Raw genomic sequence first — 26,943 nt, 5'->3', positions numbered from 1 at the left:
TATCGGCGTTCTGCGAGCACGCCAATGACAGGATATTTATCTTAGATATCAATCTATTAGTTCGAGTCTTGAACAGGGCCTGGCTGTTAAATGTGCATTGGCTGGGAACCCACCGCACCCGCACGCCACTCATCACCCATGGCTCCGTCGCATTGAAATTGTCCCGCGCAAGGCTTGTCTGGGCGGATGGATCGGGATCCAAGCGCTGCCGACCATCACTTTGAGGAGGGCTGTTCATGTTTAACTCAGTTGGAACCAATAGGCCGTACGCTGGCCAGCAGAACACGGCGATACATAGCGGAGCCACGCCGAGCACCTCTGTTGCTGCGATACGCCAGACCCTCACGAGCCCCGAGGCCGCGGCGATCAGCTCACACCTGCACCACCACTTCGCCCCTCACTTCAAAGTGATGAAACCCGCATCACCCAATGCTAGCCAGGCGGAACTCGACGCGATCCGGCATGCTCAGGACCAAAATAACGAGTTGGCGCGAATCTGCCAGGCTCGCATGGTGTCTCTTATCCAACAAGGTGAAACGCCTGCGGACATGGCCGCGGTGGAAAAAACCGCGGCGCTTATAGACCCGTTGATCACCTTCATCAACTCCGGCATCGGTGGTTTGGCATTCGCGCTAACCACAATCGGCACCAATGTAGATCCCAAGGCGCTCGAGATTTTCACCGCCCCGGATACGGCCGCGGCGCACAATGCCTTGACCAGCGCTGTTTCATGCGTCTACGCCAGTTTGGCGGATAACGCCAGCAACGATGCATTCGCGGGTTTCAAGGGCACGAGATTCCAAAAACCGGCGGATGACAAGCTCCATGCTGCCCTGCAGGCGTCGTTGGTGGACAAACGTGAGCAGCTCGACAAGAACATGTTCGCCAACGCGGAAAAAGGGGGGCGCGACTGGCTTTATTTCTTCCTCGCTCGCAACTTTGCGATCTTTCCGATCACGGTGAGCCTTACTCACCAGGGCAAAGCCGATCTTGCCGCCAAGATCGAGGGCATCCTCAGGCCGCTCACGGCGTTGGGGATGGGCGCTGGCATCAACCTGCTGAACGACCACAGGGACAATAAAAACCACTTGGCGGGCCCGGCCATGATCTATGGCCTACGTGACGCGCCCGATGCAGACGGCAATCGCCCCGCTATCGTCGACGAGCAAGAATGGAAAGACACCTACAATGCGCTCAAGCAGTTGAACACGTCCAAGGCGATGCAAATGGCCCCTGAGCGCATTGGCGAAGGGATCGCCAGCACGTTGAATTCGATTATATCGAGCAATGTGTTGAAGACGAACCTCACACCAGCCGCTATTGGCGGCGCCGTCGCCTTGGCAGGGGGGTTCGCGCTGATGAGTGCTGGCACGACCTTGATTAAAGAGCGCTGCGAGCGCGACAACCTCACACCTGCGCAAACGTCGCTGGCGGCCGAGGCATTCAAGAATGTCGCAGGGGCGTTGGCGTTCGATTTCTGGTTCATGGGCGCATACCTGGCCGAAAAACTGACAAACAAAGCTACCGCCGCCATCGACTCGCATGTCCCCAAAGCGGTGGAAAAATTCCTTACCAGGCAGCGAAACTCCACCCCCCCCGCAATCGCCATGAACATGCTCCAACCCCAAGCTCAACCTCAAGCCCAAGTTCAACCCCAACCTCAACCTCAACCCCAAGTTCAAGCCCAAGCTTCCGGCTCCAACCCGCCGCCCGCCCAGCAGCCCAGCGGCGACGACATGGTGTAGTAGCGTGGCGCTCGGTGTGTACAGGCGGTTCAATTAGCGCGAAACGGGAACAGCCCCTAGCTTTTCTCCACCCGCACCCAATAGCGGGTGAAGCGGCGCACGCGCACCGGCAGGGTGCCGCCGAGGTTGTCGAGCACGACGTCGCTGTCGCCCAGTTGGAAGGCGCCGGAGATGCGCAGGTTGGCGACCTGGGCATCGCAGCCGAGATGGCCAGGGCGATAACGGGCCAGCTCGGCGAGAAAATCATCCAGGCGCCAGTCGCTGACCACCAGTTGATCGCGGGTCCAGGCGTCGCGGCCGACGGGCAAGGCGTCCAGCGCGCCGGCGGCCCGGCTGGAGAACGCCAGGCGTTGGCCGGCCTCGACCCGCACCACCTGCTCGGGCGCCTGCCGCGGGCGGACCTCGACGGCATGCTGCAACACGCCGACCTCGCTGCCGGCGCCATCGCTGCGGACCAGAAAGCGCGTGCCCAGGGCGCGGATGCTGCCATGCGGCGTATGCACGACGAAGGGTCTGGCGAGGGCATCCGGCGCGGTCTGGATGAGCAGCTCGCCTTCGCGCAGGCTGACTTCGCGCAACGTTGCGCTGAAGTTCACGTCCGCCGCGCTCGCCGTGTTCAGCTCCAGGCTGCTGCCGTCGGCCAGTCGCACCTTGCGTCGCTCGCCGATGCCGGTACGGTAGTCGGCCATTACGTTGCGCCAGGGCGAAACCTGCACGCCCATGCCTGCCAGACCACCTGCGCCAATCAACAGCGCCAGCACCTTCAAGGTCGCGCGGCGCTTCATCCGCGTGGCATCCAGGGTCGGCCGGGCGATGTCAGCGGTGACCCGGCCGAGTTTGCTTTGCAGGCGCTCGACCCGCGCCCAGGCCTGGGCGTGGCGGGGGTCGCTGCGCAGCCATTGGCGATGGGCTTCGCGCAGCGGTTCGTCGCCGTCGCACAGGTCGACGTACCACTGGGCGGCGGCTTCCAGGGTCTGCATGTCGAGCTGGGCGGCCATCAGTCGATGTCCTCGACCAGCAGCAGGCAGTGGGCCATGGCGCGGACGAAATGCTTGCGCACGGTGTTGGTCGACAGCGCCAGGCGCCGGCCGATCTCGACGAAGCTGAGCCCGTCGAGCTGGGCCATGAGGAAGATCTCCCGCGCCCGTGCGCCCAGGCCGTCGAGCAGGGCGTCGATTTCCAGCAGGGTCTCGATGATGATGGCGCGGGTCTGCGGCGAGATATCCACAGGCTCGGGCAAGGCCGCCAGGGTTTCCAGGTAGGCCTGCTCCAGCAGGCGCCGGCGGAACAGGTCGATCATCAGGCTGCGCGCGATGGTGCTCAGGTAGGCCCGTGGCTCGCGCAGCTCCAGCCATTTGCGCTGGCCGATGACCCGCACGAAGGTATCCTGCGCCAGGTCGGCGGCCTGCTCGCTGCAACCGAGCTTGTTGCGCAGCCACTGCTGCAGCCAGCCGTGGTGCTCGCTGTAGAGTCGATGCAGGGCATCCTGGGGAACGGAATCGGGCATGGGCACGGCCGGCAGATGAGAACGAATGATAATTTATCTCATCTGCATGCCGTGAAGCGAGACTATCGCATCCTGACAGCCTCGCCAGCCATCAAAGCGACCAGCGAACGGTCAGCATGAAGTTGCGTGGCTCGCCGTACTGGTTGATCCCATAGGCGGTGTTGGTAGAAATGCTGCGGAAGTATTTCTTGTCGAACACGTTGTTCAGGTTCAGACGCACATCGAGGTTTTCCGTGGCCTTGTAGTTGGTCATCAGGTCGACAAGGGTGTAACCCTCCTGCTCGATGCGGAACGGCGTACCGCTGTCGTAGAAGTTGCTGCCCTTGTTGTAGATGGTGCTCTGCCGGTAAATACCGCCCCCAACGGTCCATCGATTGAGAGTGCCGGGCAGCTGATAGGTGGTGAAGGCCTTGAACATATGGCGTGGGATGTCGGTGTCGAACAGGCGCCCCTCGTTATCCTTGTCCTCGTCCTTGTGGTACTTGGCTTCGGCAAAGGTATAACCGGCACCGATCTGCCAGCCTGGCAGCGGGCTGCCGTTGATCTCCAGTTCGATGCCTTCGCTGCGGACCACGCCTGAGGTTGCGTAACAGGTGGGCACCAGATCCGAACATTGGTTGCGATCCAGCGACTGCGCACGGTTTTCCTGATCGATGCGGAAGATCGCAGCGCTGGCATTCAGCGCACCGTCGAAATACTCGCCCTTGATGCCGATCTCGTAGTTCTTGCCGACGATGGGCTTGAGCCCCTGGCCGGCGGCATCCTGCTCCGACTGCGGCTTGAAGATGTCGGTGTAACTGGCATAGGCCGAGTGGTGCGAGTCCAGGTCATAGGTCAGTCCGGCGTAACGGGTGATGTTACGGGTGACCTTGTAGCTCGACTCGGTCGAACGCGTGCCGTTGCGGGTGGTGGCGTCGTAGTCGAACCAATCCAGGCGGCTACCGACCATGAATTTCAGGTCATCGCTCAGGTTCAGCCGCGTGGTCACGTAAGCGCTTTTCTGCCGCGAACTGCGCTCCTGCTGCCAGTAACGGGTGTCCAGGTAGCCTTTGGCCAGGGCATGTGGGTCCCAGCCGAACAAATCCATGTCGATTTCGTTGTCCCTGTAATTACCGATGCCCTCGAAGATCAGCTCGCGCTGGCTGGAGCCGATGACCAGCTCATGAGTCCTGGAAAAAAGCTCGAAAGGGCCGGAAAGGTAAGCGTCATAGCTGTTCTGTCGGTCCTTGTAGTCGTACACGGCCTCGTACTGGCCGAACTGGTTCTCATCGACCCAATAAATGCGCTCCACGATCGTGCCGTGCATCTTCATGTCCGACCAGCTACGGCTGGCGGCCAGCAGCAGCTTCCAGTCGTTGTCGAAGCGATGCTCCAGGCGAGTGAATAACGTGGTGTTGTCCTGGTCCCAGTATTCCCAGTCACTGCCCAGATAAGTAGAGCGTGAGAAACCCAGGTCGCTGCCATCCTTGGCGACAGGCAAGCCGCCCCACGAACTGGTGCTGTTGCTGTTCTGGTCGGAAATACCAAGGGTCAACGTCGTGGTGTCGGCCAGATCGGCCTCACCGACGACATAGAGCACCGAGCGCTCGTTATCGGCGATGTCCTGGAAGCTGTTCTTGGTCTGATAGGCCGTGACCACGCGCCCGCGCAACGTGCCGGCCTCATTGAGCGCATTGGATGCATCCACTTCGCTGCGGTAGTTGTCCCAGCTTCCAGCACCTGCGGTAATGCTCAGGTGCGGATCGGCAGTCGGGCGCTTCCTCACCATATTGATCGCAGCCGAGGGCGTACCGGAACCCTGCATGATGCCCGTAGAGCCACGCACCACTTCGACCCGGTCATAGATCGCCAGGTCAGGCGAGGAATTCATTTCCCGGGTGAGGTAATGCGCCATTTCGCCGGGCAACCCGTCGGTCATCAGGTTCTCTATCAGGAAACCACGCGAATAAAACGCGCTGCGCTGCGGGCCGTCCTTGGTCAGCGAGATACCCGGCGTGGCCTTGAGCACCTCCTCGAGGCTGACCATGCTCTGGTCATCCATGCGCTGACGAGTGATCACGCTGACCGACTGCGGCGTCTCACGCAGCGACAGTGCAAGCTTGGTCGCTGTTTGCATGGCACCGGTGGTGTATGAGCGCGTACCTTCGGTGGTGCTTCCCAACATGTTGCCCGTCACGCTGGTCGCGCCCAGCTCCAGGGCGCCCTGGGCGTTCGAGCCTGGCACCAGCCGATAGCCGCCATCGCCCAGCGCCACCGCCTGCAGACCACTGCCGACGAGCAACTGCGCCAGAGCCTGATTGGCGCTGAAACTGCCTTGCAGCGCCGGGCTGTTCTTGCCGGCCAGGTCGACCTGGTCGAAGGCGATGTTGAGGCCGGTTTCGCGGCTCAGGCGGGTGAGCGCGGCGTCCAGCGAGCCAGCGGGAATCGCCAGGCTGTATGTGGCGCTGGCCGCCACGGGCTCGGCAGCGAAGGTCAGCGGTGCGGCGCCCAGGCCGAGGCCCAGGCAAAGAACGGCGTGGCGCACGGCGGCGCGTAGAGGATGTCGAGGGGTCACTGGAGAATTCTCGTCGGCAGGTGTTGGAGTGTTCTGGCTTACATGCCGGGCCAGAACACGAATCCCTTCAGGGCGACGAGAATTTTTTCTCCAGGCCTTATCCGTGGCGGCGATTGTCCGATAACTCGCCGGATTGGCAATCCAGCCCGCCCCGCACCTGCCCACGCGATTGCCAGTACGGCGCGCGCCGAAGACGGCGAGTGACTCAAAGACCGAGGAAAACGCTGGCGGCCGGGTCGCCGTGGATCGGCCGATTCCTTCAGCCAGCATGGCGCGCCACTACCGCTCTGGAGTAGGCTCGCCGGCTGTGCGGCAGCGCCGCGTGCTTTCTTCGATTTCAGGAGTCGATCCATGTCCCGTATTTTCCGTTCGCTCATCGTCGCTTCATCCCTGCTCGCCTGCCTGCACGCCTCGGCCAGCAGCCTGGTCGGCACCACCGACGTGGTGGTTGGCGGCGCATTGCAGAGCAGCGATGCGAGCACCGACCTCAGCTCGTCCTGGCGCGACGACAAGATCGTCCTCGCCGCCCGCGAAGACGCCGCCAGTTTCGTCGCCAGCGCCGGCGAGATCCGTGGCGCAAACCTGGAGGCCGCTTTGCTGCACATCCGTCAGCAGGCGCCACAACTGCAAGTCAGCGATGAGCAGTTGGCCCAGGTGATCCTCGCCCGCTGAAGCATGGCCGCCGCCGTTACGCCAAGCGCAGCGGCGGCTTGAACTGCCGAGCCGTTTTTTCGTCCAATACGCCACCTCCCCTTTGTTTCCCGTGTCCCGGAGCCTCTCCATGCGTAGCCTGTTGTCCGCACTGATCGTCATGTCCTGCCTCGGCGCCGCTGCCAGCGCACATGCCCATACAGCGGTGGCGACCAGTAACATCATCGTTCGCGCCCTGGATCGCAGCATCAACTTCACCTCCGACACCACCACCTCGGTGCGTGACATGAAGGTGGTGCAGGCCGCCCGTGACGACGCTGCCAGCTTCGTCGCCAGCGCCGGCGCGATCCGTGGCGCCCAGCTCGAAGCCGCCTTCGCCACCCTGCGCGAGCGCCTGCCGCAAGCCCGCGACGCCGACGACCAGGCCCTCGCCGAAGCCATCCTCGCACTGTGACAGCCCGCTGGCTGACAGCCCTCCTGCTGCTGGCCAGCTTCACCGCCCAGGCCGACCTGCGGCTGCATCTCGACGCGCCTGGACTGAGCGACGAACAGCGCCAGCTCAGCCAGCGCCTGCTCGACGACGCCATGCGGGCGCTGCCACCGAGCTTCATCCAGCGCCTGGACCGCCAGGTCGAGGTGCGCTGGCGCGATGACCTGCCGGCCAACGCCTACGGCCGCATCACCGGCCCTGCTGCCCTGGCGCTGAATCGCGGGCTGCTGCCCCGCCTGCTCGACCCGAAGCAGGCCGAAGCCCGCACCAATCGCCCGCACCAGACCTTGCGCCGCGAGGTGCTGGCCACCGTCCTGCACGAGTTGACCCACCTTTACGACCGCGCCCGCCTCTGGTCGCCGAGCGAGCGTGCGCGCCTGCACCGCTGCGCGACTGCCGCCGCGACCACTGGCGCCATCGGCCTGCGCGACGAGTGCCGGGGCGATACCGCACGGCGCTTCACCCTCAGCGACGACCCGCGCCTGCTCGACCTTGCTGGCTGGCAGCAACAGGTCGGCAAGCGCGGCGCACGCGAGTCGCAGAACGGCCAGGACGCGCGCAGCCCGGACCGCTACGAACTGAGCAACCCGCGCGAGTTCGTCGCGGTGAACATGGAGTACTTCCTTCTCGACCCCACCTACGTGTGCAGACGACCGTCCCTGGCGCGCTACCTGCGCGAGCACTTCGCCTGGCAGCCGGCCGAGCAGGCGGCGTGTCCGAGGGCGCTGGCCTACCTGAATGCCGGCCGCGACTTCGACCGCCAACCGCTGGGCTGGCTCGACCCCGAGCGCGTCTACGAGATCGACTACCTGTTCGCCGAAGCCAACGACGAGTTGGCCAGCCGCTGGGGCCACACCATGCTGCGCCTGGTGATCTGCGCACCAGGCCGCCCGCGCGGGCCGGACTGCCGCCTCGACCTCGACCAGCATCTGGTGCTGTCCTACCGCGCCTTCGTCGGCGACGTGCAATTGTCGAGCTGGGACGGCCTGACCGGCGCCTATCCGTCGCGGCTGTTCGTGTTGCCGCTGGCCCAGGTGATCGACGAATACACCAAGGTCGAACTGCGTGGCCTGGCCTCGGTGCCGCTGAAACTGACTCGCGAAGAACAGGATCACTTGCTCGAACGCGCCCTGGAAATGCACTGGGGCTATGACGGCGACTACTGGTTCCTGTCCAACAACTGCGCGGTGGAAACCCTCAAGCTGCTGCGCGGCGGCACCGCCAATCCACGCCTGCGCGCCTTCGACAGCATCATGCCCAACGGCCTGCTCGACGGCCTGGTCACGCGCGGCCTGGCCGACCGCAGCGTGCTCGACGACCCGCGCGAGGCATTGCGCCTGGGCTATCGCTTCGACTCGTTCCGCGACCGCTACCAGGCGATGTTCAAGGTCTTGCGCGAGCGCTTGCCGATCCCTGAAGAGAAGGTCGAAGACTGGCTGCAACTGCCGGCCCGCGAGCGCCAGCCCTGGTTCGCCAAGGCCGACCTGCGCGCCAGCGCCGCCCTGCTGCTGCTCGAACAGGCCGCCATGCGCCGGCAGCTGCTGCTGGCCCAGGAAGACCTCAAGCAGCGCTACCTCAAGGCCCGGGAAATCCACGAGCCGGGCTTCGGCGTAGCCGACCGGACCCTGCGCGACATCCTGGCCAACAGCGGCTTTCTCAGCAAACCGGCGGAGTTGCTCGACAGCGGCTACGGCCTGCCTCAACAGAGCGAACGCCAGCGCCTGGAAGCGCAGAGCGACGAACGCCAGCAGACCCTGCGTCGTCTCAGCGACGACCTGGACAAGGAAGTGCGCCAGTTGCTCGAACCCGAACGGCGCCAGGAAGTGCAAGCCGGCGAAGCCAACCTCAAGCAACTCGGCGCCCACCTGCGTGAGTTGCACAAGGCGAGTGGCGGGATTGTCTTGCCCTGATCCGTGATCGCTCGATCAATAGACGGCGGGCTTCTGGATTCCCGCCTTCGCGGGAATGACGGTAAAGCGAAACGTCCGCCTGACTCACTCCACCCTGATTCAACCTCGTCATTCCCGCGAAGGCGGGAATCCAATAGATGCCGGGTTCCCCCGACGGTGAAGCTAAAAGATCACCTCCTGCTGCTCCTCCGGCAGATGCCCATCCAGCGTCAACCAGCTCAAGCGGCTTTCGGTCCAGATATGCCGGTCCGCCAGTGCCTGCTCGACGTCATCCAGGGTCGCCACGGTGACGTCCAGGGTGTCCGGGCTCTGGGTGGTGAACAGCGCCAGGTTGCAGCCGCAGTGCGAGCAGAAGTAGCGCGTGCAGGTCGCCGACGAGGCGTAGGCCGCGGCACTGCCCTGTATCCAGTGAAAGCTGCTCAGCGGCACCGTGATCCAGGTGGTGACGATGCCACCGGTGGTACGCCGGCAGATCGAGCAATGGCAATGGGCGATGTCGCGCAGCGGCGCATCGAAACGGTAGCGCAGGCGGCCGCAATGGCAGCCGCCGCTGTGGGATTCAGTCATGGATGGGCTCCCCGGCCTGGTATCCAGGTCGGACAGTGTGCAGCCGAATTGGTTTGCCGGCGAGACGCCCCAGGCAAGCGCGTGGGGCGCCAGGGTCAGCCGCGCAACGGGCCGGCGTAATGAGCCTGGGTATAACGGCGGATCAACTCTTCTTCGTTGAGGATCTTCGGCAAGCGCACCCCAGTCAGTTCACTGAGACGCTCGCCCAGGCCGACAAGGTCGTCCTGCCCCGAGCTTTCGCAGGCCCGCAGCATCTGCTCGATGGCATCGGGTTGGCTGAGTCGGATATCCAGCGCGTGGTCAGTGCGCAGACGTCGACGGAGTGTGCTCATGCAATCGATTACGGCTTTGGTCAATTCCATCGTGCATTGCCCCTGGTGAGATATGGCTTTTTCTGGGTGTTCTCACTTATTGGTTTGCTGTTGACCTGCCCCCCCAGACTGGGCCGAGGGGAAAGCAGGCGATTCCCCGCTAGCAAGGTTCGCACCACAGGCTAATTCACCGGTAAAACGCGGCATTCAGGTGTGAAAGAGGCGAGCGCCTGCACCAGAGCGAAGCACCGGCGACCCGATTCGAAGCGTCAACCCCGCCCCGGCGCGATGGATTTCGGCGTGCGCCCGAAGTGCTTCTGGAACGCCGCGCTGAAACTCGACGGGTGCTGGTAGCCGACCTTGTAGCCGACACTGGCCGCCTGCTCGCCCGCTTCGAGCAATGTCCAGGCCCTGCGCATGCGAATGTCGGTGAGCATGCGATGCGGGCTGGTGCCGAACAGCTCGCGAAAGGCCTGCTTGAACTTGAACTCGTTGATGCCCACCGTGGCGCACAGGTAGGCCACGGTCAGCGGTCGGTCGAACTGCTGCACGAGGATGTCGCGGGCCCGCAGCAGGCGCTCCTGGTCGTCGCTGCGCAAAGGCTGCTGGACCGACGCTGGCGACGCCACGCGACGGGCCTGCTCGGCGAGCAGGCTGAGCGCGGCGATCTGCAGATCGAGCACGCCGCCCTGCTGCCCATGCAGACGCGCCAGGTTGCCGGCCAGTTGCGCGCTGGCAGCATCGCTGACGCCATGGAATAGCTGGCAGACCGGACGATCACGCTGCCGGTCGTCGAGCAGGCCTTCGAGGGCGCACTTGCGCAGCACCGGGGCGGCCACGATCAAACGCACCTGGCGCACCTCTTCATCCGCCCGGTACAGCCGCTCGCCCCGCGCCTGGCGGAACGCGGTGACCGTGGTATGCCCGGCCTTGAAAGCGAACTCGCGGCCATCGCCACTCTGATAACTCGACGCGCCGGCCATGGCCACGGTAATGATCAAGGCATGCTCGTCGCGCTCGATCACGCTCTGCTCGCACAGGTCGCGCCCGGGCCGGTAGCAGGAACAGGCCAGGCTCAGGCCGTCGTCGAGAATCAGGCGGTCGGCATAACCGATCCCCAGTTCCTCGGGAATCTGCGTGCGCTGCCAGGCGCCGCGCCCGACATCGACAGCGAGGGAGATATCCGCAGCGGACAAGCGGTAAGTCACGGCGTGCGCTCCGAAATGACCAAGAAAGAATCCGTTTCGCCTAAGGATCAGACGATAACCATTCTCATCGAGATTTTATAGTGATCCGAGGACGCGGCATGTCGGCGCGTCGTCACTTCGGGTCTTTCCATGGAACAGCATTTCAGCCTGCGCCGCCTCCCTATCCTCCTGCCCTTCAGCGCCCTCGCCTCGCTCTCGCCACTGGCCATGGCAGCCGATACGGTCACCGAGCTGCCGTCGATCAGCGTCAGCTCGGAGAAGATCGAACGCCCGCTGGAGAAAGTCGCCGCCAGCATCGCCGTGGTCGATGGCCAGGACATCGACGAGCAGGGCCTCGACAGCCTGGAACAACTGGAGGGCCGCGTACCCGGGCTGTCGTTCCAGCCGTTCGGCCAATCCGGGGTCAACTCGCCGGTGATGCGCGGCCTGACCGCCAACTTCAACAGCATGTCGACCTCGACCCTGCTGCTGGTCGATGGCGTGCCGACCCTGACCGCCCAGGGCTACGAGAACGGCCTGCTGGACATCGAGCGCATCGAGGTCATGCGTGGACCGCAATCGACGCTGTACGGGCGCAACGCCGAAACCGGGGTAATCGCCCTATACAGCCGGCCGATGGACAACCAGCCGCGCGCACGCGTTTCCGCTGAAGTCGGCAGCCGCAACAAGCACGGCGTGAGCTTCGCCGTCGCCCAGCCGCTGATTGACGACACCCTGTTCGCCAGCGCCTCGGGCAGTTGGTCGGAGCAGGACGGTTTCATCGACAACACCGTCAGCGGCCACAAGGAAGACACGCGCAAGCGCAACAACCTCAACCTCGGCCTGCGCTGGACGCCGAGCGAGAAGACCGACCTGGTGCTGCGCTACGCGCGCCAGCAGTATGACGACGGCGCCTCGCTGTGGGGCGCGCCGACGGCCAAGCGCGAGACAGTGGCCTCGGGCACCGACAGCTACAACCAGTCCCGGGGCCAGAGCCTGTCGCTCAACGCCTCCCAGGAACTGGCGCCGGACCTGTACCTGCGCTCGATCAGCGCCTACAACGCCTTCGACGACGACGTGCAGCAGGACACCGACTTCAACCCGGCCGACCTGCTGTACATCGCCCGCGACCACCAGCTGCGCATGTTCTCCCAGGAGCTGCGCCTGGAAGGCAAGCTGGGTGCCGCCGACTGGCTGGCCGGGGTCTACCTGGACCGCAGCGACAACGACCTGCACACCACCAGCAAGACCGTGATGCAGCTCAACCAACTGTACGCCGACCAGCAGAGCACCACCCAAGCACTGTTCAGCCACTGGACGATTCCGCTCAACGACGCCTGGTCGATCCAGGCCGGCGCCCGCGTCGAGCACACCAAGGTCGAATTCCAGCCACGCGGCGGCGCCAGCCGTTCGCTGAACGACACCCACTTCTCGCCCAAGCTGGCCCTGCAATACCAGATCGACGCCGATCACCAGTGGTACTTCAGCGCCAGCCGTGGCGTGCGCACCAGCGGCTTCAACCTGCTGTCGCCAGGGCTGAACTACGCGGCCTTCGAGCCGGAAAAAGTCTGGTCCTACGAAACCGGCCTCAAGGGCTGGTTCGCCGACCGCCGCGTGCGCTACTCGCTGGCCGGCTACTACATGGACATCGACGACATGCAGGTCACGCAGATGCCGACGCCGGGGACGCTGTACATCACCAGCGCCGCCACCGCGACCTCGCGCGGCATCGAGCTGGACCTCGACTACATGCTCGGCCACGGCTGGCAACTGAAGACCGGCGTGGCCTGGAACCGCACACGCTTCGCCACCTTCCGCGACGGCAGCGCCAACTACGACGGCCAGCACAACCCCTTCGCCCCGGACTACACCGGCCACCTCGACCTGCGCTACGACGCGCCGGCCGGCTGGTACGGCCAGGCCAGCTTGGTCGGCAGCAGCAAGGTCTACCTCGACGCCGCCAACAGCTACCTGCGCGGCGGTTATGCACAGGTCAACCTTCTCGCCGGCTATCGCTTGCAGAACTGGGAACTCGCCGCCTACGCCAACAACCTGACCGAGCAGCGCTACGACGCCGTGGGCTACCAGAACGGCTTCGTCACCGTGTACAGCCCGCCGCGCGAATTCGGCCTGCGCCTGACCTGGAACCGCTGATGAACTTCCATCCCGCCCATCCCCTGCAACCCTTCTGGAACCTGGCCGCGGCACCGGTGCAGACACAAGCCCTGAACCTGGCCCTGGACCGTGGCCTGTTCGAAGCGCTGCAACAGCCCGCCAGCGCCACACAAATCGCCGAACGCCTGGGCCTGCACGCTGGCGGCACGGCGGTGTGGCTCGACCTGCTGTGGAGCATGGACCTGCTCGAACGCGACCAGCGCGAGGTGCCGCACTACCGCATCTCCGATCTGAGCGTGCGCTTCTTTATCGAAGGTGCTGTGGATAACTGCGCCCAGGCCTGGCAATACCGCGCCCGCGTGCTCGGCGCCTTCGCCACGCAGATGGACAACCTGCTGGTCGACGGCCCTTCCGGCGAGCAGCCGCCCGGCGGTTGGGTCCAGGCCGCACAGGTACAGATCAGCCAGGAACAGCAGGCGGTCAGCGTGCCGGCCGTGCTGCGCCTGCTGGAACGCTGGCCGCTGGCCGAGCGCGGTCGCTTCCTCGACCTCGGCGGCGGCCCCGGCCACATCGCCATCGCCCTGGCCCGGCGCCTGCCGGGCTGGACCGGCACGCTGGGTGAGTTGCTGGCCACCGCCGAGGTAGCGCGGCACAACATCGAGCAGGCCGGCCTGGGCGAACGCCTCGACGTGCAGGGCTGCGACCTCGACCGCGACGAGCTGGCCGCTGGCTACGACCTGATCTGGTGTTCCTCGGTGCTGCACTTCGTGCACGACGCGCAAGGCGCGCTGGAGAAGATGTTCGCCGCGCTCAACCCTGGCGGCCGGTTGATCATCGCCCACGCCGAGATCGCCGCCGACGCCGACCTCGCCGCCCAGGTGCTGCCGTTCTACACGGCGATGAGGATGCGCGGCAAATACGTGCCGCGTCCGGGCGAGATCGCCCAGGCCATGCAGCGTGCCGGCTTCGTCGAGGTGACCTCGCCAGGTCGCGCCGCCTTCCCCATGGCGCCGGTGTGGCTGCACACGGGACTGCACCCATGACCACGAAACGCTGGTGGCCACAGCACCTGCTGCTGGGCTGGCTGAACCTGGTGCTGACCGCGCCGATCATCTACCTCTATGTCGGCCTGCCACTGGTGCTGCGCCAGCAGGGCTGGAGCGGCACCGAGATCGGCCTGCTGCAACTGGCCGGGCTGCCGGCGATGCTCAAGTTCATCCTCGCCACGCCGGTGGATCGCTATCGCCTCGGCCGCTCCAGCTACCGCAACTGGGCGCTGCTGCTGGGTAGCGGCTATGCCGTGGCATTGCTGATATTCGCTGCGCACGATCTGCAAAACACGCCACGCCCGCTGCTGTTCGCCCTGGCCGTGCTGGTCAACCTGCTCGGGGTCTGGGCTGACGTGCCGGTCAACGCCCTGGCGATCCGCATCCTGCCGCCCGGCGAACGCATTCGTGCCGGCGCCGTACGCTCGGCGGCGACTTCCCTCGGTGCCATCGGCGGCGGCGGGGTGATGCTGCTGATCCACGCGCGCCTGGGCTGGGCCTGGCCGTTTCGCGTCCTCGCCCTCGGCTTGCTCGGCGGCATGCTGCTGGTACCGTTGCTGCGCACGATGACGCCCGTGCAGGCCGACGAGATCGGCCCGAAACAGGTCGACTGGCGGCAATGGCCGGGTTACTTCGCCACCGCGCAGCGGCGGGTCTGGGCGGTACTGGTGCTGCTGTACTTTCCGTTCATCGGCAGCGCCTGGCTGTACCTCAAGCCGTTGCTGCTCGACCAGGGTTTCGCCGCCGAGCGCGTGGCGATGCTGGTCGGCATCGCTGGCGGCGTGCTCGGCGCCCTCGCCAGCCTGGGCGCGGCGCGCATCACGCGTCTGGTGCAGGCGCGCGTCGCCCTGCCGCTGTTCGCATTCGGCAACCTGGTCGCCCTGCTCTTGCTGATCGCCGCGCTCGGCCTGCAACTCGGCCCGCAGATCCTGGTCGTGGCGGCGCTGACGGTGGCCCTGGCGATGGGCGCCTCGGCCGGCCTGGTGTTCGGCCTGATGATGGAGCACACCCGGCCCAGCCTGGACGCCCTGGACTATGGCATCCAGTCGAGCCTGTTCATCGCCGCGCGCACCTGCGTGCCGCTGCTGGCCGGCATCCTGCTCGACCGCTTCGGCTATGTCGGCATGCTCAGCGGCCTGCTGCTGGGCGTGGGCATTGCGCTGGCACTGGCCTGGAGCCAGCGTGAGCGGGTGTGCGGTGCGTCTCATAACCTTGCAGCCTCGCAGCGCTGAGGTTTCCAATCAGGCGGCTTCGAGGCAGGAGCGGTCGTCATTACTCGGTGTGTTTAGCCGTCACTCCCGCGCAGGCGGGAGCCCAAATAAAAAAGCGCTTCTGGGTTCCCGCCTTCGCGGGAATGACGGAGGAATAACGAACGTCCGCAATTGCCTCGCTGCCGCCATTCGTATGCACCCCCTCCCATAAATGCATGTCCGAACGTCCTCTCGTGCCCTGCCAAACTGAATCGCCCTGGACTTCGTTCGTCAGCCCGGTATGCGCAACGATCACCTGCATCTGGCCGATGGGCATCGGCAACCTTTAAGCTCGCCGCCCCGCCAGTGACTCCAATCAGAACAAGCAAGGAGATAGCCGCCATGGCCGACCAGGACATCGCCCATGATTTGCACCAGCAAGCCATGGACCTGCACGACGCGGGTGACGAGGAGCAGGCACTGGCCTTGTACCAGCGCGCCCTGGAGCTCGACGACGACCGCCCCAGCACGTACTACAACATCGGCCTGATCCACAAATACCGTGGCCTCTGGGCCGAGTCGCAGCGGGCCAACCAGCGCGCGGTCGATCTGGACGACGGGCACGAGGCCGCCAACTGGAACCTGGCCATCGCCGCCACCGCCAACCATGACTGGCGCACCGCGCGGGATGTCTGGCAGCGCCTGGGCATGTCCGTGGAGCCGGGCGATACGCCGATCAGCAAGGACTTCGGCCATACCCCCGTGCGCCTGAATCCACAGCAGGGTGGCGAAGTGGTGTGGGGCCAGCGCATCGATCCGGTACGCGTGCGCATCGTCAACATTCCCTACGGCGAGTCGGGCTATCGCTATGGCGACGTGGTCCTGCACGACGGCGCGGCGGTCGGCGAGCGCGAGCTGAACGGCCATCGCTACCCGGTGTTCAACGTCCTCGAACTGTTCGAAGCGTCGGACAACCAGACCTTCGAAGCCGAGCTGCACGTCAGCGACCTGGACGACGTGGACGACCTGCTCGCCCTGCTCGTCGAGCACCGCATCGCCGGCGAAGACTGGTCGCGCTCCATACGCCTGCTGTGCAAGCAATGCTCGGAAGGCGTGCCCCATAGCAAGCACGACCACGAAGAAGTGCCATTCGATGAGCACCAGCCGATTCGCCTGGTGGCCATCGCCGGTCCCGACGAAGCCCTGATCCGTACGCTGCTGGCGCGCTGGAGCGACGACCGGCGCCATCTGCTCAGGCTCGAATGCGTGCTGGGCAAGACCTCCCTGCATTGAGTCCATCGGCCATGACCCGCTTGCGATGACCGCCACGCTTGCCCAAGATGCACGCTCCACCTCGACGGGAGTGCGTCGTGCTCGTTCTGCTCCAGGCCCTGTGGCCACTGTTCGCCCTGATCGTTGGCGGCTATGTGCTGCGGCGCAAGGGCTTCCCCGGCGATGAGTTCTGGCCGACGGCCGAACGCCTGAATTACTTCATCCTGTTTCCCGCCCTGCTGTTCAGCAGCCTGGCCACCGCGCCGCTGGACAACCCGGCGCTGCCGCGCCTGGCCCTGGCCGTTCTGCTAGGCCTGGGTATCGGCTGGCTGGCATTGCTGCTGGCCAGGCGCACGCTGGGCTGGTCGGCGGCCCGTTTCGGTGCGATCAGCCAGGGCATCCTGCGCTTCAACACCTACCTCGGCCTGGCGGCGGTAGGCGCGCTGTTCGGCAAGGACGGCCTGGCGCTGGCGGCGCTGATGCTGGCGTTGATGGTGCCGACGGTGAACCTGATGTCGGTCTGGGCGCTGACTGCCGAGCGTGGCGTGAGCCTCAAGGGCCTGTTGCTGCCGATGGCGAAGAACCCGCTGATCCTCGCCTGCCTGGCTGGCGCGGCGTACAACCTCTGTGGCCTGGGCCTGGGCGGCGGGGTGGAGCGGCTGTTCAACCTGCTGGCGGTGACCAGCCTGCCGCTGGGCCTGCTCTGCGTTGGCGCGGCGCTACGCCCGCAGGAACTGAGCGGCGAAGTCCCGGCCCTGGCCTGGAATTGCGCACTGCGCCTGCTGGCCATGCCGCTATTGGCCTATGTCGTCACCCGCGTGCTGGGCCTGTCCGGCATGGAAAGCACCGTGCTGATCCTGTTCTTCGCCCTGCCCACGGCCCCGACCGCCTATGTCCTGACCCGCCAGCTCGGCGGCGACAGCCACCTGATGGCCGGGATCATCACCCTGCAGACACTGCTTGCGGCTGGCAGCCTGCTGGTCGTACTGGCAATGGTTTGAGCGAGCGCCACTCCGGTAGAATCCATGCCCTTGTTTCTCTACCGAGCACCCCACCTTGATCTGGTTTCTTGAAGGGCAGTCCAGCCAGCGCGACATCATCCTCGGGGCCCGCGAAGCGTTGCCCGCCGAGGTCCGCATCTACGCCTCGCACCGCCAGGAGCGCCCGGAAATCACCGGCCATGCGGATGTCAGTTTCATCGAGCCGAAGGACAACCAGGAGCGCATCGACTGGGCCCTGGAAACCGCCCTGAGCCACGCCATCAAGGTGCTGCTGGTGGGGCGTGTGGGCAGCGTGTTCGAGGCCCAGCGCGCGCGCTTCGAAAGCCACGGACTGCAACTGGTCACCGGCGGCACCTCGCTGCGCACCTTCGAACTGGTCGATGACAAGAGCCGTTTCACCGCCGAGGCCGAGCGTGCCGGCCTGGCCTGCGTACCGGCACTGACGGTGAGCAGCGCCGAGGAACTGGTCGCCGCCTATGAGCAACTCAAGACCCAGGGCGAGGTCTGCATCAAACCGTCCGTCGGCATCTATGGCCAGGGCTTCTGGCGTTTCAAGGAGCAGGCCGACCCGTTCCGTTGCTTCGCCAACCCGGACGCCCGTGAGGTCAGTTTCACCACTTACCTGGACGCCTACGGCAAAAGCGCCAGCCAGCCGACCATGCTGGTGATGCCGTACATGCCCGGCAGCGAATGCTCGGTCGACATGGTCTGCGAGGCCGGGCGCCCGGTGGCCTTCCTCGGCCGACGCAAGCAGGGCCTGCACCAGACCTTCGAAATCGACTCGACCGCCGTCGAGCTGGCGGTGCAGGCCGCCGCGCATTTCCAGTGCGACGGCCTGGTCAACGTACAAACCCGCGACGACGCCGATGGCAAGCCCCATCTGCTGGAGATCAACCCGCGTTACTCCGGCGGCATCGGCTATGGGCGCCACACCGGCATCAACCTGCCGGGGATTTTCGCCACGCGCCGCCTCGGTCTGAGCGAGCCCGCACAGAACTGGAAACCGGATGTCCGGGTCAAGGCCATCACCGTTGCGGTGCCGGCTGCCAACTGATATCAAATGCCGTATCCAATCTGATACTTTCCAAAACCTTTCGGAAGCCGCCGACCCGGCTTCCATTCACACTTCGACAGAGCCCAGTGGTTCAGGGAGCAATGCAGGGATGATGGCGCTGGCACCTGGTGCAAACACCGCTTTAGGAGCCACCGAGTGTTCTTGGACGCTTGAGTGCGACAATCCGACAGCCTTTGGCGAATACGCCGCCGTGGCGCTGATTCCCACGGATGACAAGCGCCAGCCCAAGGGCGCCGCGGCGTTGTTCCAGATCACCCAACCGTGGATGGACTGGAGCGGCAGCCAGGAAAAGATCGGCTGCGCCCTCAAGCTCGGGCAGTTGCCGGAAGGCGCCGACCGTCTGCTGCTGGTGGTCTACAGCTTTTCCGCCGCCGGCCCGGTGAGCGAGCTGCGCGCCCTGCGCCTGCAGGTCGAGAGCAACATCGAATACCGCCTGGACCTAACCGGCAATGGCGAGGCGGCAATCATCATCGGCGAGTTCTACTGCCGTAACCAGCAATGGAAATTCCGCGCCCTGGCCGAAGGCTCGGCCTACGGCCTGTCCGCCCTGGGCCGGCGCATCGGCACGGATATCGACGACGCCCATCCGCAGCGGCGCGGCCCGAGTGGCGGCGGTGGTGGCAATCGCCCCTCCGGCGCCACCGGCACCGGCTTCGCGGTGACCGAGACGCACATTCTCACCTGCGCCCATGTCATCGAGGACATGAGCGAAATCCACATCGCCTCCTTCGAAGGCCGCCATCGCGCCGAGCCGGTGGTGGTGGACCGGCGCAACGACCTGGCACTGCTGCGCATCCAGGGCGCGCCGGCGTTCAAGCCAGTACCGTTCAAGGACGGCATGGGCTGCGACCTCGGCGAATCGGTGGTGGCCCTGGGCTTTCCCCTCGCCGGCCTGGCCGGCGGCGGCGTGCATGTCACCCAGGGTGGCGTTTCCGCGCTGTTCGGCCTGCACAACGACGCCAGCCTGTTGCAGTTCACCGCGCCGATCCAGCCGGGCTCCAGCGGCAGCCCGCTGTTCGATGGCAGCGGCGCGATGGTCGGCATGGTCACCTCCACCGTGCCCGATGCGCAGAACATGAACTTCGCGGTGAAGGCCGGTCTGATCCTGGCCTTCCTCGACGCCTGTGGCGTGGCCGCCTGCCGCAGCGCGACCGGCAAGACCTTCACCACGGCGCAGATGGCCCGTGAAGCACAGCAATCGTTGTGGAAGATCGAGGCGCGTAATCCGTAGAAACACATTGAAGCCCCGCCACGACGGGGGGAGCGAGCCGGTTATCACGCAGTCGCGGTAGCCTATGCGGCCGCTTGGCCACAAGCTGCACGCAGCGCCTCTTCACCGACCACCCGCAAGCGCCACCTGTTAGAACGTTGTTGAAACCCCAGGAAGTAGTCATGCAAAGCAAAGCAGTACCCGCCTCTCTCAAGGCCCAACTCAGGCGCGGATTGCTCGAAGTCAAGGTCACCGACGCCGTGCTCCCGCCCGAGTCCCTGTTCGGCTTCGCCGAGCGGCGCAATCCCCTGCGTGCATTCCTGTTCGTATCGAAAGTGCTCGGCCGCCACATTCCAGCCCGGCCGTCGCGCATGGCCGCCAGCTTCGACAGCCTGGCGGCGGAAATCCCCGCCGACCTGCCCGGCCCGGTGCTGGTCATCGGCATGGCCGAGACCGCCGTCGGCCTGGGCGCCGGCGTGCACCGCGCCTACAGCAAGACCCGCGACGACAGCCTGTACCTGGTCAGCACCCGCCATCCGCTGGGCAGCGAACTGTTCGCCCGTTTCGAGGAAGAACACAGCCACGCCAGCGCCCATCTGATCCACCTGCCGCAGGATGCAGGGTTGCGCACGCTGATGCAGCAGGCGCGCTCGCTGGTCCTGGTGGACGACGAGGCCTCCACCGGCAAGACCTTCATCAACCTGCACCGCGCCCTGCTCGATGCCGGCCTGAACCGCATCGAACGCATCGTCACCTGCGTGCTCACCGACTGGTCGGGCGGCGCCGTCAGCGCCAGCATCGGGGCGGCGGCCAGCCAGGTTTCGCTGATGAACGGCTCCTACCATTTCCACGAGGATCGCAGCGTACCGCTGCCGGAAATGCCCGATGTCGGCGCCGTCGCGGTTGGCGACTGGCCGCTGTCGGCACGCAATGACTGGGGCCGACTGGGTACCCGCCAGGTCGAAGACAGCCTGGCGCCGGACCTGCGGGTGCAAGCGGGCGAGAAGATCCTGGTGGTCGGTACCAGCGAATTCGTCTGGCGCCCGTTTCTCTTGGCCGAACGCCTGGAACGCGCAGGGGCGGACGTGCATTTCAGTTCCACCACCCGTTCGCCCATCGCCATCGGCCATGCCATCGAGCATGCGTTGTCGTTCTCCGACAACTACGGCCTGGGCATCCCCAACTTTCTCTACAACGTCCGCCCCGGTCAGTTCGACCGCGTGCTGATCTGCAGCGAAACGCCGCGAGAAGCCCTGCCCCGCGAACTGATCGAAACACTCAATGCGGAGGTCATCGTCGATGGTCAATGAACGCCCACTGGTCTTCGTCGACCTCGATGACACCCTGTTCCAGACCGCGCGCAAGATGCCGGCGGGCAGCCCGCGCGTCGGCGTCACCCTCGACGTCAACGGCCAGCCCAACGGTTTCATGAGCCCGACACAGGAGGCATTCTTCGCCTGGCTGTCCGATTCGGCCGACCTGGTGCCGGTCACCGCGCGCAGCATCGAAGCCTACAGCCGGGTCAGGTTGCCCTTCGTGTTCGGCGCGATCTGCTCCCATGGCGGCGCCATGCTCGGCCCCGATGGCCAATACGACCGCGACTGGCACGCGCAGATGGAAGCGACCCTGCGCCCCTATCGCGAACGCCTGCCGCAGCTCAGCGCCACCACCCTGGCAATCGGCCAGGAGCTCGGTCACTCCCTGCGTGGCTGGGTGGTCGAGGAACAGGGCCTGCGCCATTACGTGGTGACCAAGCACAACGAGTCGGACGACGCGGCGTTGAGCAACGTCCTGGCCGAGGTCCAGCGTCGCAACCTGCTCGACGGCCTGCACATCCATGCCAACGGCAACAACCTGGCGTTCCTGCCCGATGGCCTGGCCAAGCGCCTGGCCGTGCAGGAATGGCTGCGCCGCGACCGCGCCCGGCATGGCGAACGGCCGGTGCTGGGCTTCGGCGACAGTGTCACCGACCTCGGTTTCATGAGCGAATGCCATTTCTGGGCAACCCCCAGCCACGGGCAACTGGCCAAGGCGGTCGAGGGGCTGCTCGATGACTGATGCGATCAATACCCTGTCGACCGTTGGCAGCGGCAGCTACGCCGCGGACGACGTGCACTTCCTCCTGCAACCGGTGCAGATCGAGCTGACCGACGTCGAGGAGAAAGAGCGGCTGATCCAGAGCCAGCGCAAGCACTACTCGGAAATGATCAGCCAGGAAAGCGCGCCCACGGAGATGCACATGGGCCTGTATGCCCGGGCACTGGCGCAGAACGGCGCGCGCATGGCCGCCGATGTGCAGTCCCTGGCCCTGGCGCTGGATCGCCAATACCACGGAGCCAGCATTGCCCTGGTCTCGTTCGTGCGCGCCGGCCTGCCGCTCGGCGTGTTGCTGCGCCGGGCGCTGCTCGACCTGGGCCGCGATGCCCATCACTATGGCGTGAGCATCATCCGCGACCGTGGCATCGACATCGTCGCCCTGGAGGCGATCATCCAGCGTCATGGTGCGGAAAACATCGTATTCGTCGACGGCTGGACGGGAAAAGGCGCGATTTCCGGCGAACTGAAGCGCACCCTGGGTGGCGACCCGCGCTTTCCCGCCGAGCCGCGCCTGGTGGTCCTGGCCGACCCGTGCGGTCGCGCCTGGCTGTCCGCCTCGGCGGAAGACTGGGTGATTCCCTCCGGTATTCTCGGCGCCACCGTATCCGGCCTGGTCTCGCGTTCGATCTGGCCGCAAGACGGCGGCCTGCACGGCTGCGTGGTCTATGACCACCTGCATGAACACGACGTGACCCGACCGTTCATCGAGCGGATCGAGGCCGAACGCGCGGCCCTGGCGCCAGTCGCCGCCGCCACGCCGTGGAGCCTGGGGCAGAAGCAGGAACTGCAGGCCGCTGCCGATGAGGTCGTACATTCCCTCGCCGCCCGCTTCGCCATCGACAACCTCAACCGGGTCAAGCCCGGTATCGCCGAAGCGACCCGCGCCGTGCTGCGCCGGGTGCCCGAGCATGTGCTGGTACGCGACCGCAGCGACCGCGACGTGCAACTGCTGATGCACCTGACCGAGCGCGCCGGGGTCAGTGTCGAGGAAATCGGCGCGGCCCTCGGTCCCTATCGCGCCGTAACGGTCATCCGGAGGGTCGGTTGATGAAACCCATCTCGCCTTTCGCCCTTGGCGCCACCCTGTACATGCCGGCGACGCGCAGCGACATTCTCGAACTGGTGTTCGCCACCAAGCTGCCCGAGCTGCGTTCGCTGGTGGTGTGCCTGGAAGACGCGGTCGCCGACATCGATGTGCAAACCGCGCTGGAAAACCTGCGCAACCTGCTGCTGGCCATCGAAGCCCAGGGTGGACGCCCCGAGGGCGGGCCGCTGCTGTTCGTGCGCCCACGCGATGCGACGATGGCCGCGATCCTCAACGACTGGCCGCTGCTGCGCCATGTCGATGGTTTCGTGGTGCCGAAACTGACCCTCGGCAACCTGGCCATCTGGGAACAGGCGGTGACCAACCCCGAGCTGTTCCTCATGCCCACCCTGGAAACCCCGGATGTGTACAATCCCGGGGCCATGGTCGAACTCGGCCAGGCGCTGAAGGCCAACCTGGATCGACGCATCATCGCCTTGCGCATCGGCGGCAACGACCTGCTCGGCTGCCTGGGCCTGCGCCGCAACCCGGCGCGCACGCTGTACGCCACGCCGATGGGCTATGCGATCCCGATGCTCGCCGGCGTCATGGGCGCCCAAGGGTTCGCCCTCACCGCGCCGGTGTTCGAACAGTTGGCAACGCCCGATCTGCTACAAGAAGAGCTGGAGCTGGACATGTCCCACGGCCTGGTCGGCAAGACCGCCATCCATCCGAGCCAGATCAACCAGATCCAGGACGCCCTGCGGGTCAGCCTGGAGGACCTCAACTGCGCGCGGCTGATCGTCAACGACGTGGCTCCGGCAGTGTTCAAACACAATGACGCCATGTGCGAACCGGCCACCCATTACAAATGGGCGAGCAATATCCTCGAACGTGCCAAGTGGCATGGGGTCAGACAAGCCGAAGCCACGAGCGGCGAGCCGGTGCGCCTGGCAGAGGTGATTCGATGAGCGTTGAAATGCTGGAAAGCGGCCCGGTCGGGGCCAAGGTGCTGTCGGTGTTCGACTTCGACGGCACGCTGACGCGCCATGACAGCTTCGTGCCGTTCCTGCGCTTCGCCTTCGGCAAGCGCGCCTTCCTCAAGCGCATGCTGCGCCTGACCGGGCCGAGCCTGCGCTACCTGGCGCGCGGCGTCAGCCGGGATGAGCTCAAGGCGCGACTGATCAGCACCTTCCTCTCCGGCGCGGATGCGCAATGGGTGGCGCAACGCGCCGAGGTCTTCTGCCAGCGCGCCTGGCCGCGACTGATGCGCCCTTCGGGCCTGACCGCGGTGGCCGACGAACTGGCCTCGGGCGCCGAAGTCACCCTGTGCTCGGCGTCGCCGGCGCTGGTCCTGCGTCCGTTCGCCGAGCGCCTGGGGATCAAGCTGATCGGCACCGAACTGGAAGTGGTCGACGGGCGCCTGACCGGGCGCATCGCCGGCAACAACTGCCGCTGCGAAAACAAGGTACTGCGCCTGGAGGCGGTCTACGGCGAACTGACCGACTATCGCCTGCGCGCCTGGGGCGACACGCGTGGCGACCATGAACTGCTGGCCGCCGCCCACGACCCGCACTGGCGCCATTTCCATCCGACCTGGCAGCGCCGCCGCCCACCGTTCAAAAAAACCCCAGGGCCAGGGGGCATCGCGCCCAAGGCCATCAGTAAATCGACACCCGACAACCAGCAAGGAGCTTAAGCATGGCACTCACCCTGAGCAAGAATCAGAGCATTTCCCTGGAAAAGACCGCAGGTAGCGGCCTGACTTCGGTCAGCCTGGGCCTGGGCTGGGACCCGGTGAAAGCCAAGGGTTTCCTGTCCAAGCTGCTGGGCGGCGGCAATGACGAGATCGACCTCGACGCCTCGTGCATCGTCCTCGATTCGGCCTACAACCCGCTGGACCTGGTGTGGTTCCGCCAACTGGAATCCAAGGACGGCTCGATCCAGCACTCCGGCGACAACCTCACCGGTGAAGGCGACGGCGACGACGAGACCATCCGCGTTGCCCTGCAACGCCTGCCGGCCAGTGCCCAGCATCTGGTGTTCACCGTCAACTCGTTCCGTGGCCAGACCTTCGATCAGGTCGAGAACGCCTACTGCCGCATCCTCGACGATGCCGGCCGCAAGGAACTGGCGCGCTTCAACCTGGCCGAGAAAGGCGGCCACACCGGCGTGGTCATGGCCAGCCTGAGTCGTGGCGCCGATGGCTGGCAGTTCAAGGCCATCGGCCAGTCGACCAACGGCCGTACCGCCGATGACCTGGTCAACCTGGCGATCCAGGCGGTGCGCGCATGACCACCCTGGCCCCGGGCGCCAACGCGCCTGTCGCCGCCGGCCCGCTGCAGGTCGCCATCGTCTATTCGCCGATCCCGGGCGCTGACATCGACATCTCGGCGTTCGCCCTGGGCACCAGCGGCAAGGTGCGTGGCGACGGCGACATGTGCTTCTACGGCCAGACCAGTGTGCTCGGCGGCGCACTGCAACTGACCAGCAGCAGCGCCGGTCGCGCCGAGTTCACGGTCGACCTGGCACGCCTGGAAAGCGCCGTGGAAAAGATCGCGCTGACCGCCACCATCTACGAGAACAAGGCCGCCTTCGACCGCGTGTCGAGCCTGTCGCTGACGGTCAGCGGCGGTCTCGAAGCGCAGATCCCCACCAGCGGCATGAAGGAAACCGCGCTGATCCTCGGCGAGTTCTACCTGCGCCAGGGCGCGTGGAAGTTCCGCTGCGTCGGCCAGGGCTTCGCCGGCGGCCTGGAGCCGCTGGCCAAGCACTTCGGCGTCGAGGTCGCGGCGCCTGCGCCAAGCCAGGCGGCGCCTGCCGCGGTTCCACCTCCCGCGCCAGCGCCTGCCCCGGCAGCGCCGAAGCCGACGGTGAGCCTGAGCAAGATCACCCTGGACAAGAGCCGCAGCAGCATCAGCCTGGAGAAGACCGCCGCCGGCTTCGGCGAGATCAAGGTCAACCTCAACTGGAACAAGGGCAAGAGCGGCGGCGGGTTCTTCAGCCGCAACAAGTCGGTCGACCTGGACGTCGGTTGCCTGTTCGAACTGCAGGACGGCTACAAGGGCGCGGTACAGGCCCTGGGCCGTGCTTTCGGCGACCTGCACAACGAACCCTACATCCAACTGATGGGTGACGACCGCACCGGTTCGGTGTCGGATGGCGAGTGGCTGCACATCAACGGACACAAGTGGAGTGAAATCCGTCGCATCCTGGTGTTCGCGTTCATCTACGATGGCGCACCGAACTGGAAGGAAACCGACGGCGTGGTGACCATCTTCATTCCCGGTCAGCCCGAGATCGAAGTGCGTCTGAACGAGGAAGGCGGTCGCTATGGCATGTGTGCCATCGCCCTGCTGGAAAACGACAACGGAGCCGTCAAGGTGAGCCGCCGCGTGGACTTCCACCAAGGCCACCGCGAGATGGACCAGGCTTATGGCTGGGGTATGCGCTGGAGCGCCGGCTCAAAGTAATATCGCGCAGTCCTGACTCCGAAACCGAGAGCGAGACTGCGCCCAAAGGGGGAAACACCATGCTCGACTGGCTGAAAACCAACGCGGCCAAAGCCCGCGAAACCCTGACGACGGAAGTCGCCAAGTTCAAGAACCGCACCTTCATGGAAGCGGTGGCCAATGCCTGCGCGCTGATCAGCGCCGCCGACGGCGAGATCAGCGCCGCGGAAAAACATAAGATGGCCGGTTTCATCAACAATTCGCCGGAGCTGAAGGTCTTCAACATCAGCGACGTGATCAAGGTGTTCAACGACGCCTGCGGCAAGTTCGAATTCGACTTCCAGATCGGTCAGGCCGAAGCCTTGAAGAACATCGGCAAGATCAAGGGCAAGGACGGCGAAGCCCGCCTGCTGGTACGTGTCGCCTGCGCCATCGGTGCCTCCGATGGCGACTTCGATGAAAAAGAACGGGCGGCCTGCCGCCTGATTTGCCTGGAGCTGGGCCTGAGCCCGGCGGACTTTGAACTCTAAGGTACGCAA

General features: G+C 65.5%; 26 protein-coding genes. 19 read left to right on the top strand and 7 right to left on the bottom strand.

Annotated elements, in window-relative coordinates:
* The first annotated feature begins 236 nt into the window (after positions 1-236).
* On the top strand, positions 237-1,745 hold the full coding sequence (locus ACSZPK_RS03670; protein WP_437880025.1) for a hypothetical protein: 1,509 nt from the start codon (positions 237-239) through the stop codon (positions 1,743-1,745).
* A gap of 56 nt (positions 1,746-1,801) precedes the next feature.
* Here ACSZPK_RS03670 and ACSZPK_RS03665 read toward each other — a convergent pair whose 3' ends face one another.
* From ACSZPK_RS03665 to ACSZPK_RS03655, 3 genes are all read right to left on the bottom strand, one after another.
* On the bottom strand, positions 1,802-2,743 hold the full coding sequence (locus tag ACSZPK_RS03665; protein ID WP_437880024.1) for a FecR domain-containing protein: 942 nt from the start codon (positions 2,741-2,743) through the stop codon (positions 1,802-1,804).
* Positions 2,743-3,252, bottom strand: coding sequence for a sigma-70 family RNA polymerase sigma factor (locus ACSZPK_RS03660; RefSeq protein WP_437880023.1), 510 nt, complete (start codon positions 3,250-3,252; stop codon positions 2,743-2,745). Before ACSZPK_RS03660 ends, ACSZPK_RS03665 begins: the two co-directional genes overlap by 1 nt.
* 91 nt (positions 3,253-3,343) lie before the next feature.
* A complete protein-coding gene (locus ACSZPK_RS03655; RefSeq protein ID WP_437880022.1) occupies positions 3,344-5,806 on the bottom strand; it encodes a TonB-dependent siderophore receptor in 2,463 nt (820 codons plus the stop codon).
* Positions 5,807-6,157: 351 nt separating this feature from the next.
* Here ACSZPK_RS03655 and ACSZPK_RS03650 point away from each other — a divergent pair, with 351 nt between their 5' ends.
* The 3 genes from ACSZPK_RS03650 (at position 6,158) to ACSZPK_RS03640 (ending at position 8,857) form a co-directional block, all read left to right on the top strand.
* Complete coding sequence (locus ACSZPK_RS03650; protein WP_437880021.1) at positions 6,158-6,478, top strand: DUF2388 domain-containing protein; 321 nt, start codon at positions 6,158-6,160, stop codon at positions 6,476-6,478.
* Positions 6,479-6,617: 139 nt separating this feature from the next.
* A complete protein-coding gene (locus ACSZPK_RS03645) occupies positions 6,618-6,911 on the top strand; it encodes a DUF2388 domain-containing protein (protein WP_437880280.1) in 294 nt (97 codons plus the stop codon).
* Positions 6,908-8,857 (top strand): DUF7844 domain-containing protein, encoded by a 1,950-nt coding sequence (locus tag ACSZPK_RS03640; RefSeq protein ID WP_437880020.1) that lies wholly within the window; start codon positions 6,908-6,910, stop codon positions 8,855-8,857. The genes ACSZPK_RS03645 and ACSZPK_RS03640 overlap by 4 nt, the downstream gene beginning before the upstream one ends.
* Before the next feature lie 162 nt (positions 8,858-9,019).
* Here the strand turns inward: ACSZPK_RS03640 and ACSZPK_RS03635 are convergent, their stop codons facing one another.
* The 3 genes from ACSZPK_RS03635 to ACSZPK_RS03625 form a co-directional block, all read right to left on the bottom strand.
* A complete protein-coding gene (locus tag ACSZPK_RS03635; protein WP_437880019.1) occupies positions 9,020-9,424 on the bottom strand; it encodes a GFA family protein in 405 nt (134 codons plus the stop codon).
* A gap of 95 nt (positions 9,425-9,519) precedes the next feature.
* On the bottom strand, positions 9,520-9,756 hold the full coding sequence (locus ACSZPK_RS03630; RefSeq protein ID WP_437880018.1) for a hypothetical protein: 237 nt from the start codon (positions 9,754-9,756) through the stop codon (positions 9,520-9,522).
* Positions 9,757-10,004: 248 nt separating this feature from the next.
* Positions 10,005-10,943 carry a helix-turn-helix domain-containing protein gene (locus tag ACSZPK_RS03625; protein WP_437880017.1) on the bottom strand — a complete coding sequence of 313 codons (939 nt, stop codon included), beginning with the start codon at positions 10,941-10,943 and terminating at the stop codon, positions 10,005-10,007.
* A gap of 129 nt (positions 10,944-11,072) precedes the next feature.
* Between ACSZPK_RS03625 and ACSZPK_RS03620 the strand changes: the two genes are divergently transcribed.
* The 3 genes from ACSZPK_RS03620 to ACSZPK_RS03610 are packed head-to-tail and all read left to right on the top strand — an operon-like array spanning position 11,073 to position 15,315.
* Positions 11,073-13,076: a TonB-dependent receptor gene (locus ACSZPK_RS03620; protein ID WP_437880016.1), complete on the top strand. Its 2,004-nt coding sequence runs from the start codon at positions 11,073-11,075 to the stop codon at positions 13,074-13,076.
* Entirely contained in the window at positions 13,076-14,080 is a 1,005-nt protein-coding gene (locus tag ACSZPK_RS03615; RefSeq protein WP_437880015.1) for a methyltransferase domain-containing protein, read from the top strand. Before ACSZPK_RS03620 ends, ACSZPK_RS03615 begins: the two co-directional genes overlap by 1 nt.
* Complete coding sequence (locus ACSZPK_RS03610; RefSeq protein WP_437880014.1) at positions 14,077-15,315, top strand: MFS transporter; 1,239 nt, start codon at positions 14,077-14,079, stop codon at positions 15,313-15,315. The genes ACSZPK_RS03615 and ACSZPK_RS03610 overlap by 4 nt, the downstream gene beginning before the upstream one ends.
* Positions 15,316-15,355: 40 nt before the next feature.
* Here ACSZPK_RS03610 and ACSZPK_RS03605 read toward each other — a convergent pair whose 3' ends face one another.
* Positions 15,356-15,610: a hypothetical protein gene (locus ACSZPK_RS03605; protein WP_437880013.1), complete on the bottom strand. Its 255-nt coding sequence runs from the start codon at positions 15,608-15,610 to the stop codon at positions 15,356-15,358.
* Positions 15,611-15,675: 65 nt separating this feature from the next.
* On the opposite strand from ACSZPK_RS03605, the gene ACSZPK_RS03600 reads away from it, so the two are divergent.
* The 12 genes from ACSZPK_RS03600 to ACSZPK_RS03545 all read left to right on the top strand — a co-directional run bounded on the left by ACSZPK_RS03600 (position 15,676) and on the right by ACSZPK_RS03545 (position 26,934).
* On the top strand, positions 15,676-16,566 hold the full coding sequence (locus ACSZPK_RS03600) for a tetratricopeptide repeat protein (RefSeq protein WP_437880012.1): 891 nt from the start codon (positions 15,676-15,678) through the stop codon (positions 16,564-16,566).
* 47 nt (positions 16,567-16,613) lie between these two features.
* The gene (locus tag ACSZPK_RS03595) at positions 16,614-17,546 is read left to right on the top strand and encodes an AEC family transporter (protein ID WP_437880011.1); all 933 of its coding nucleotides are present in this window, start codon (positions 16,614-16,616) and stop codon (positions 17,544-17,546) included.
* Positions 17,547-17,601: 55 nt separating this feature from the next.
* A complete protein-coding gene (locus ACSZPK_RS03590) occupies positions 17,602-18,600 on the top strand; it encodes an ATP-grasp domain-containing protein (RefSeq protein ID WP_437880010.1) in 999 nt (332 codons plus the stop codon).
* 109 nt (positions 18,601-18,709) lie between these two features.
* On the top strand, positions 18,710-19,852 hold the full coding sequence (locus ACSZPK_RS03585) for a trypsin-like peptidase domain-containing protein (protein ID WP_437880009.1): 1,143 nt from the start codon (positions 18,710-18,712) through the stop codon (positions 19,850-19,852).
* Between the two features lie 161 nt (positions 19,853-20,013).
* Positions 20,014-21,141: a phosphoribosyltransferase domain-containing protein gene (locus ACSZPK_RS03580; protein WP_437880008.1), complete on the top strand. Its 1,128-nt coding sequence runs from the start codon at positions 20,014-20,016 to the stop codon at positions 21,139-21,141.
* Complete coding sequence (locus ACSZPK_RS03575) at positions 21,131-21,889, top strand: trehalose phosphatase (RefSeq protein ID WP_437880007.1); 759 nt, start codon at positions 21,131-21,133, stop codon at positions 21,887-21,889. Before ACSZPK_RS03580 ends, ACSZPK_RS03575 begins: the two co-directional genes overlap by 11 nt.
* Complete coding sequence (locus ACSZPK_RS03570; RefSeq protein WP_437880006.1) at positions 21,882-22,976, top strand: cysteine protease StiP domain-containing protein; 1,095 nt, start codon at positions 21,882-21,884, stop codon at positions 22,974-22,976. Before ACSZPK_RS03575 ends, ACSZPK_RS03570 begins: the two co-directional genes overlap by 8 nt.
* Positions 22,976-23,923, top strand: coding sequence for an HpcH/HpaI aldolase/citrate lyase family protein (locus ACSZPK_RS03565; protein ID WP_437880005.1), 948 nt, complete (start codon positions 22,976-22,978; stop codon positions 23,921-23,923). Before ACSZPK_RS03570 ends, ACSZPK_RS03565 begins: the two co-directional genes overlap by 1 nt.
* A complete protein-coding gene (locus tag ACSZPK_RS03560) occupies positions 23,920-24,651 on the top strand; it encodes an HAD family hydrolase (protein WP_437880004.1) in 732 nt (243 codons plus the stop codon). The genes ACSZPK_RS03565 and ACSZPK_RS03560 overlap by 4 nt, the downstream gene beginning before the upstream one ends.
* 2 nt (positions 24,652-24,653) lie before the next feature.
* Positions 24,654-25,247 (top strand): TerD family protein, encoded by a 594-nt coding sequence (locus tag ACSZPK_RS03555; RefSeq protein WP_437880003.1) that lies wholly within the window; start codon positions 24,654-24,656, stop codon positions 25,245-25,247.
* The gene (locus ACSZPK_RS03550; protein WP_437880002.1) at positions 25,244-26,425 is read left to right on the top strand and encodes a TerD family protein; all 1,182 of its coding nucleotides are present in this window, start codon (positions 25,244-25,246) and stop codon (positions 26,423-26,425) included. The genes ACSZPK_RS03555 and ACSZPK_RS03550 overlap by 4 nt, the downstream gene beginning before the upstream one ends.
* A gap of 59 nt (positions 26,426-26,484) precedes the next feature.
* Positions 26,485-26,934, top strand: a complete 450-nt coding sequence (locus ACSZPK_RS03545) for a tellurite resistance TerB family protein (RefSeq protein ID WP_437880001.1) — start codon at positions 26,485-26,487, stop codon at positions 26,932-26,934.
* Positions 26,935-26,943: the final 9 nt, after the last annotated feature.

The sequence above is a fragment of the Pseudomonas sp. LRF_L74 genome, from assembly GCF_965644255.1.
Classification (GTDB): Bacteria; Pseudomonadota; Gammaproteobacteria; order Pseudomonadales; family Pseudomonadaceae; genus Aquipseudomonas.
This window is presented reverse-complemented; position numbering and strand designations above follow the sequence as displayed.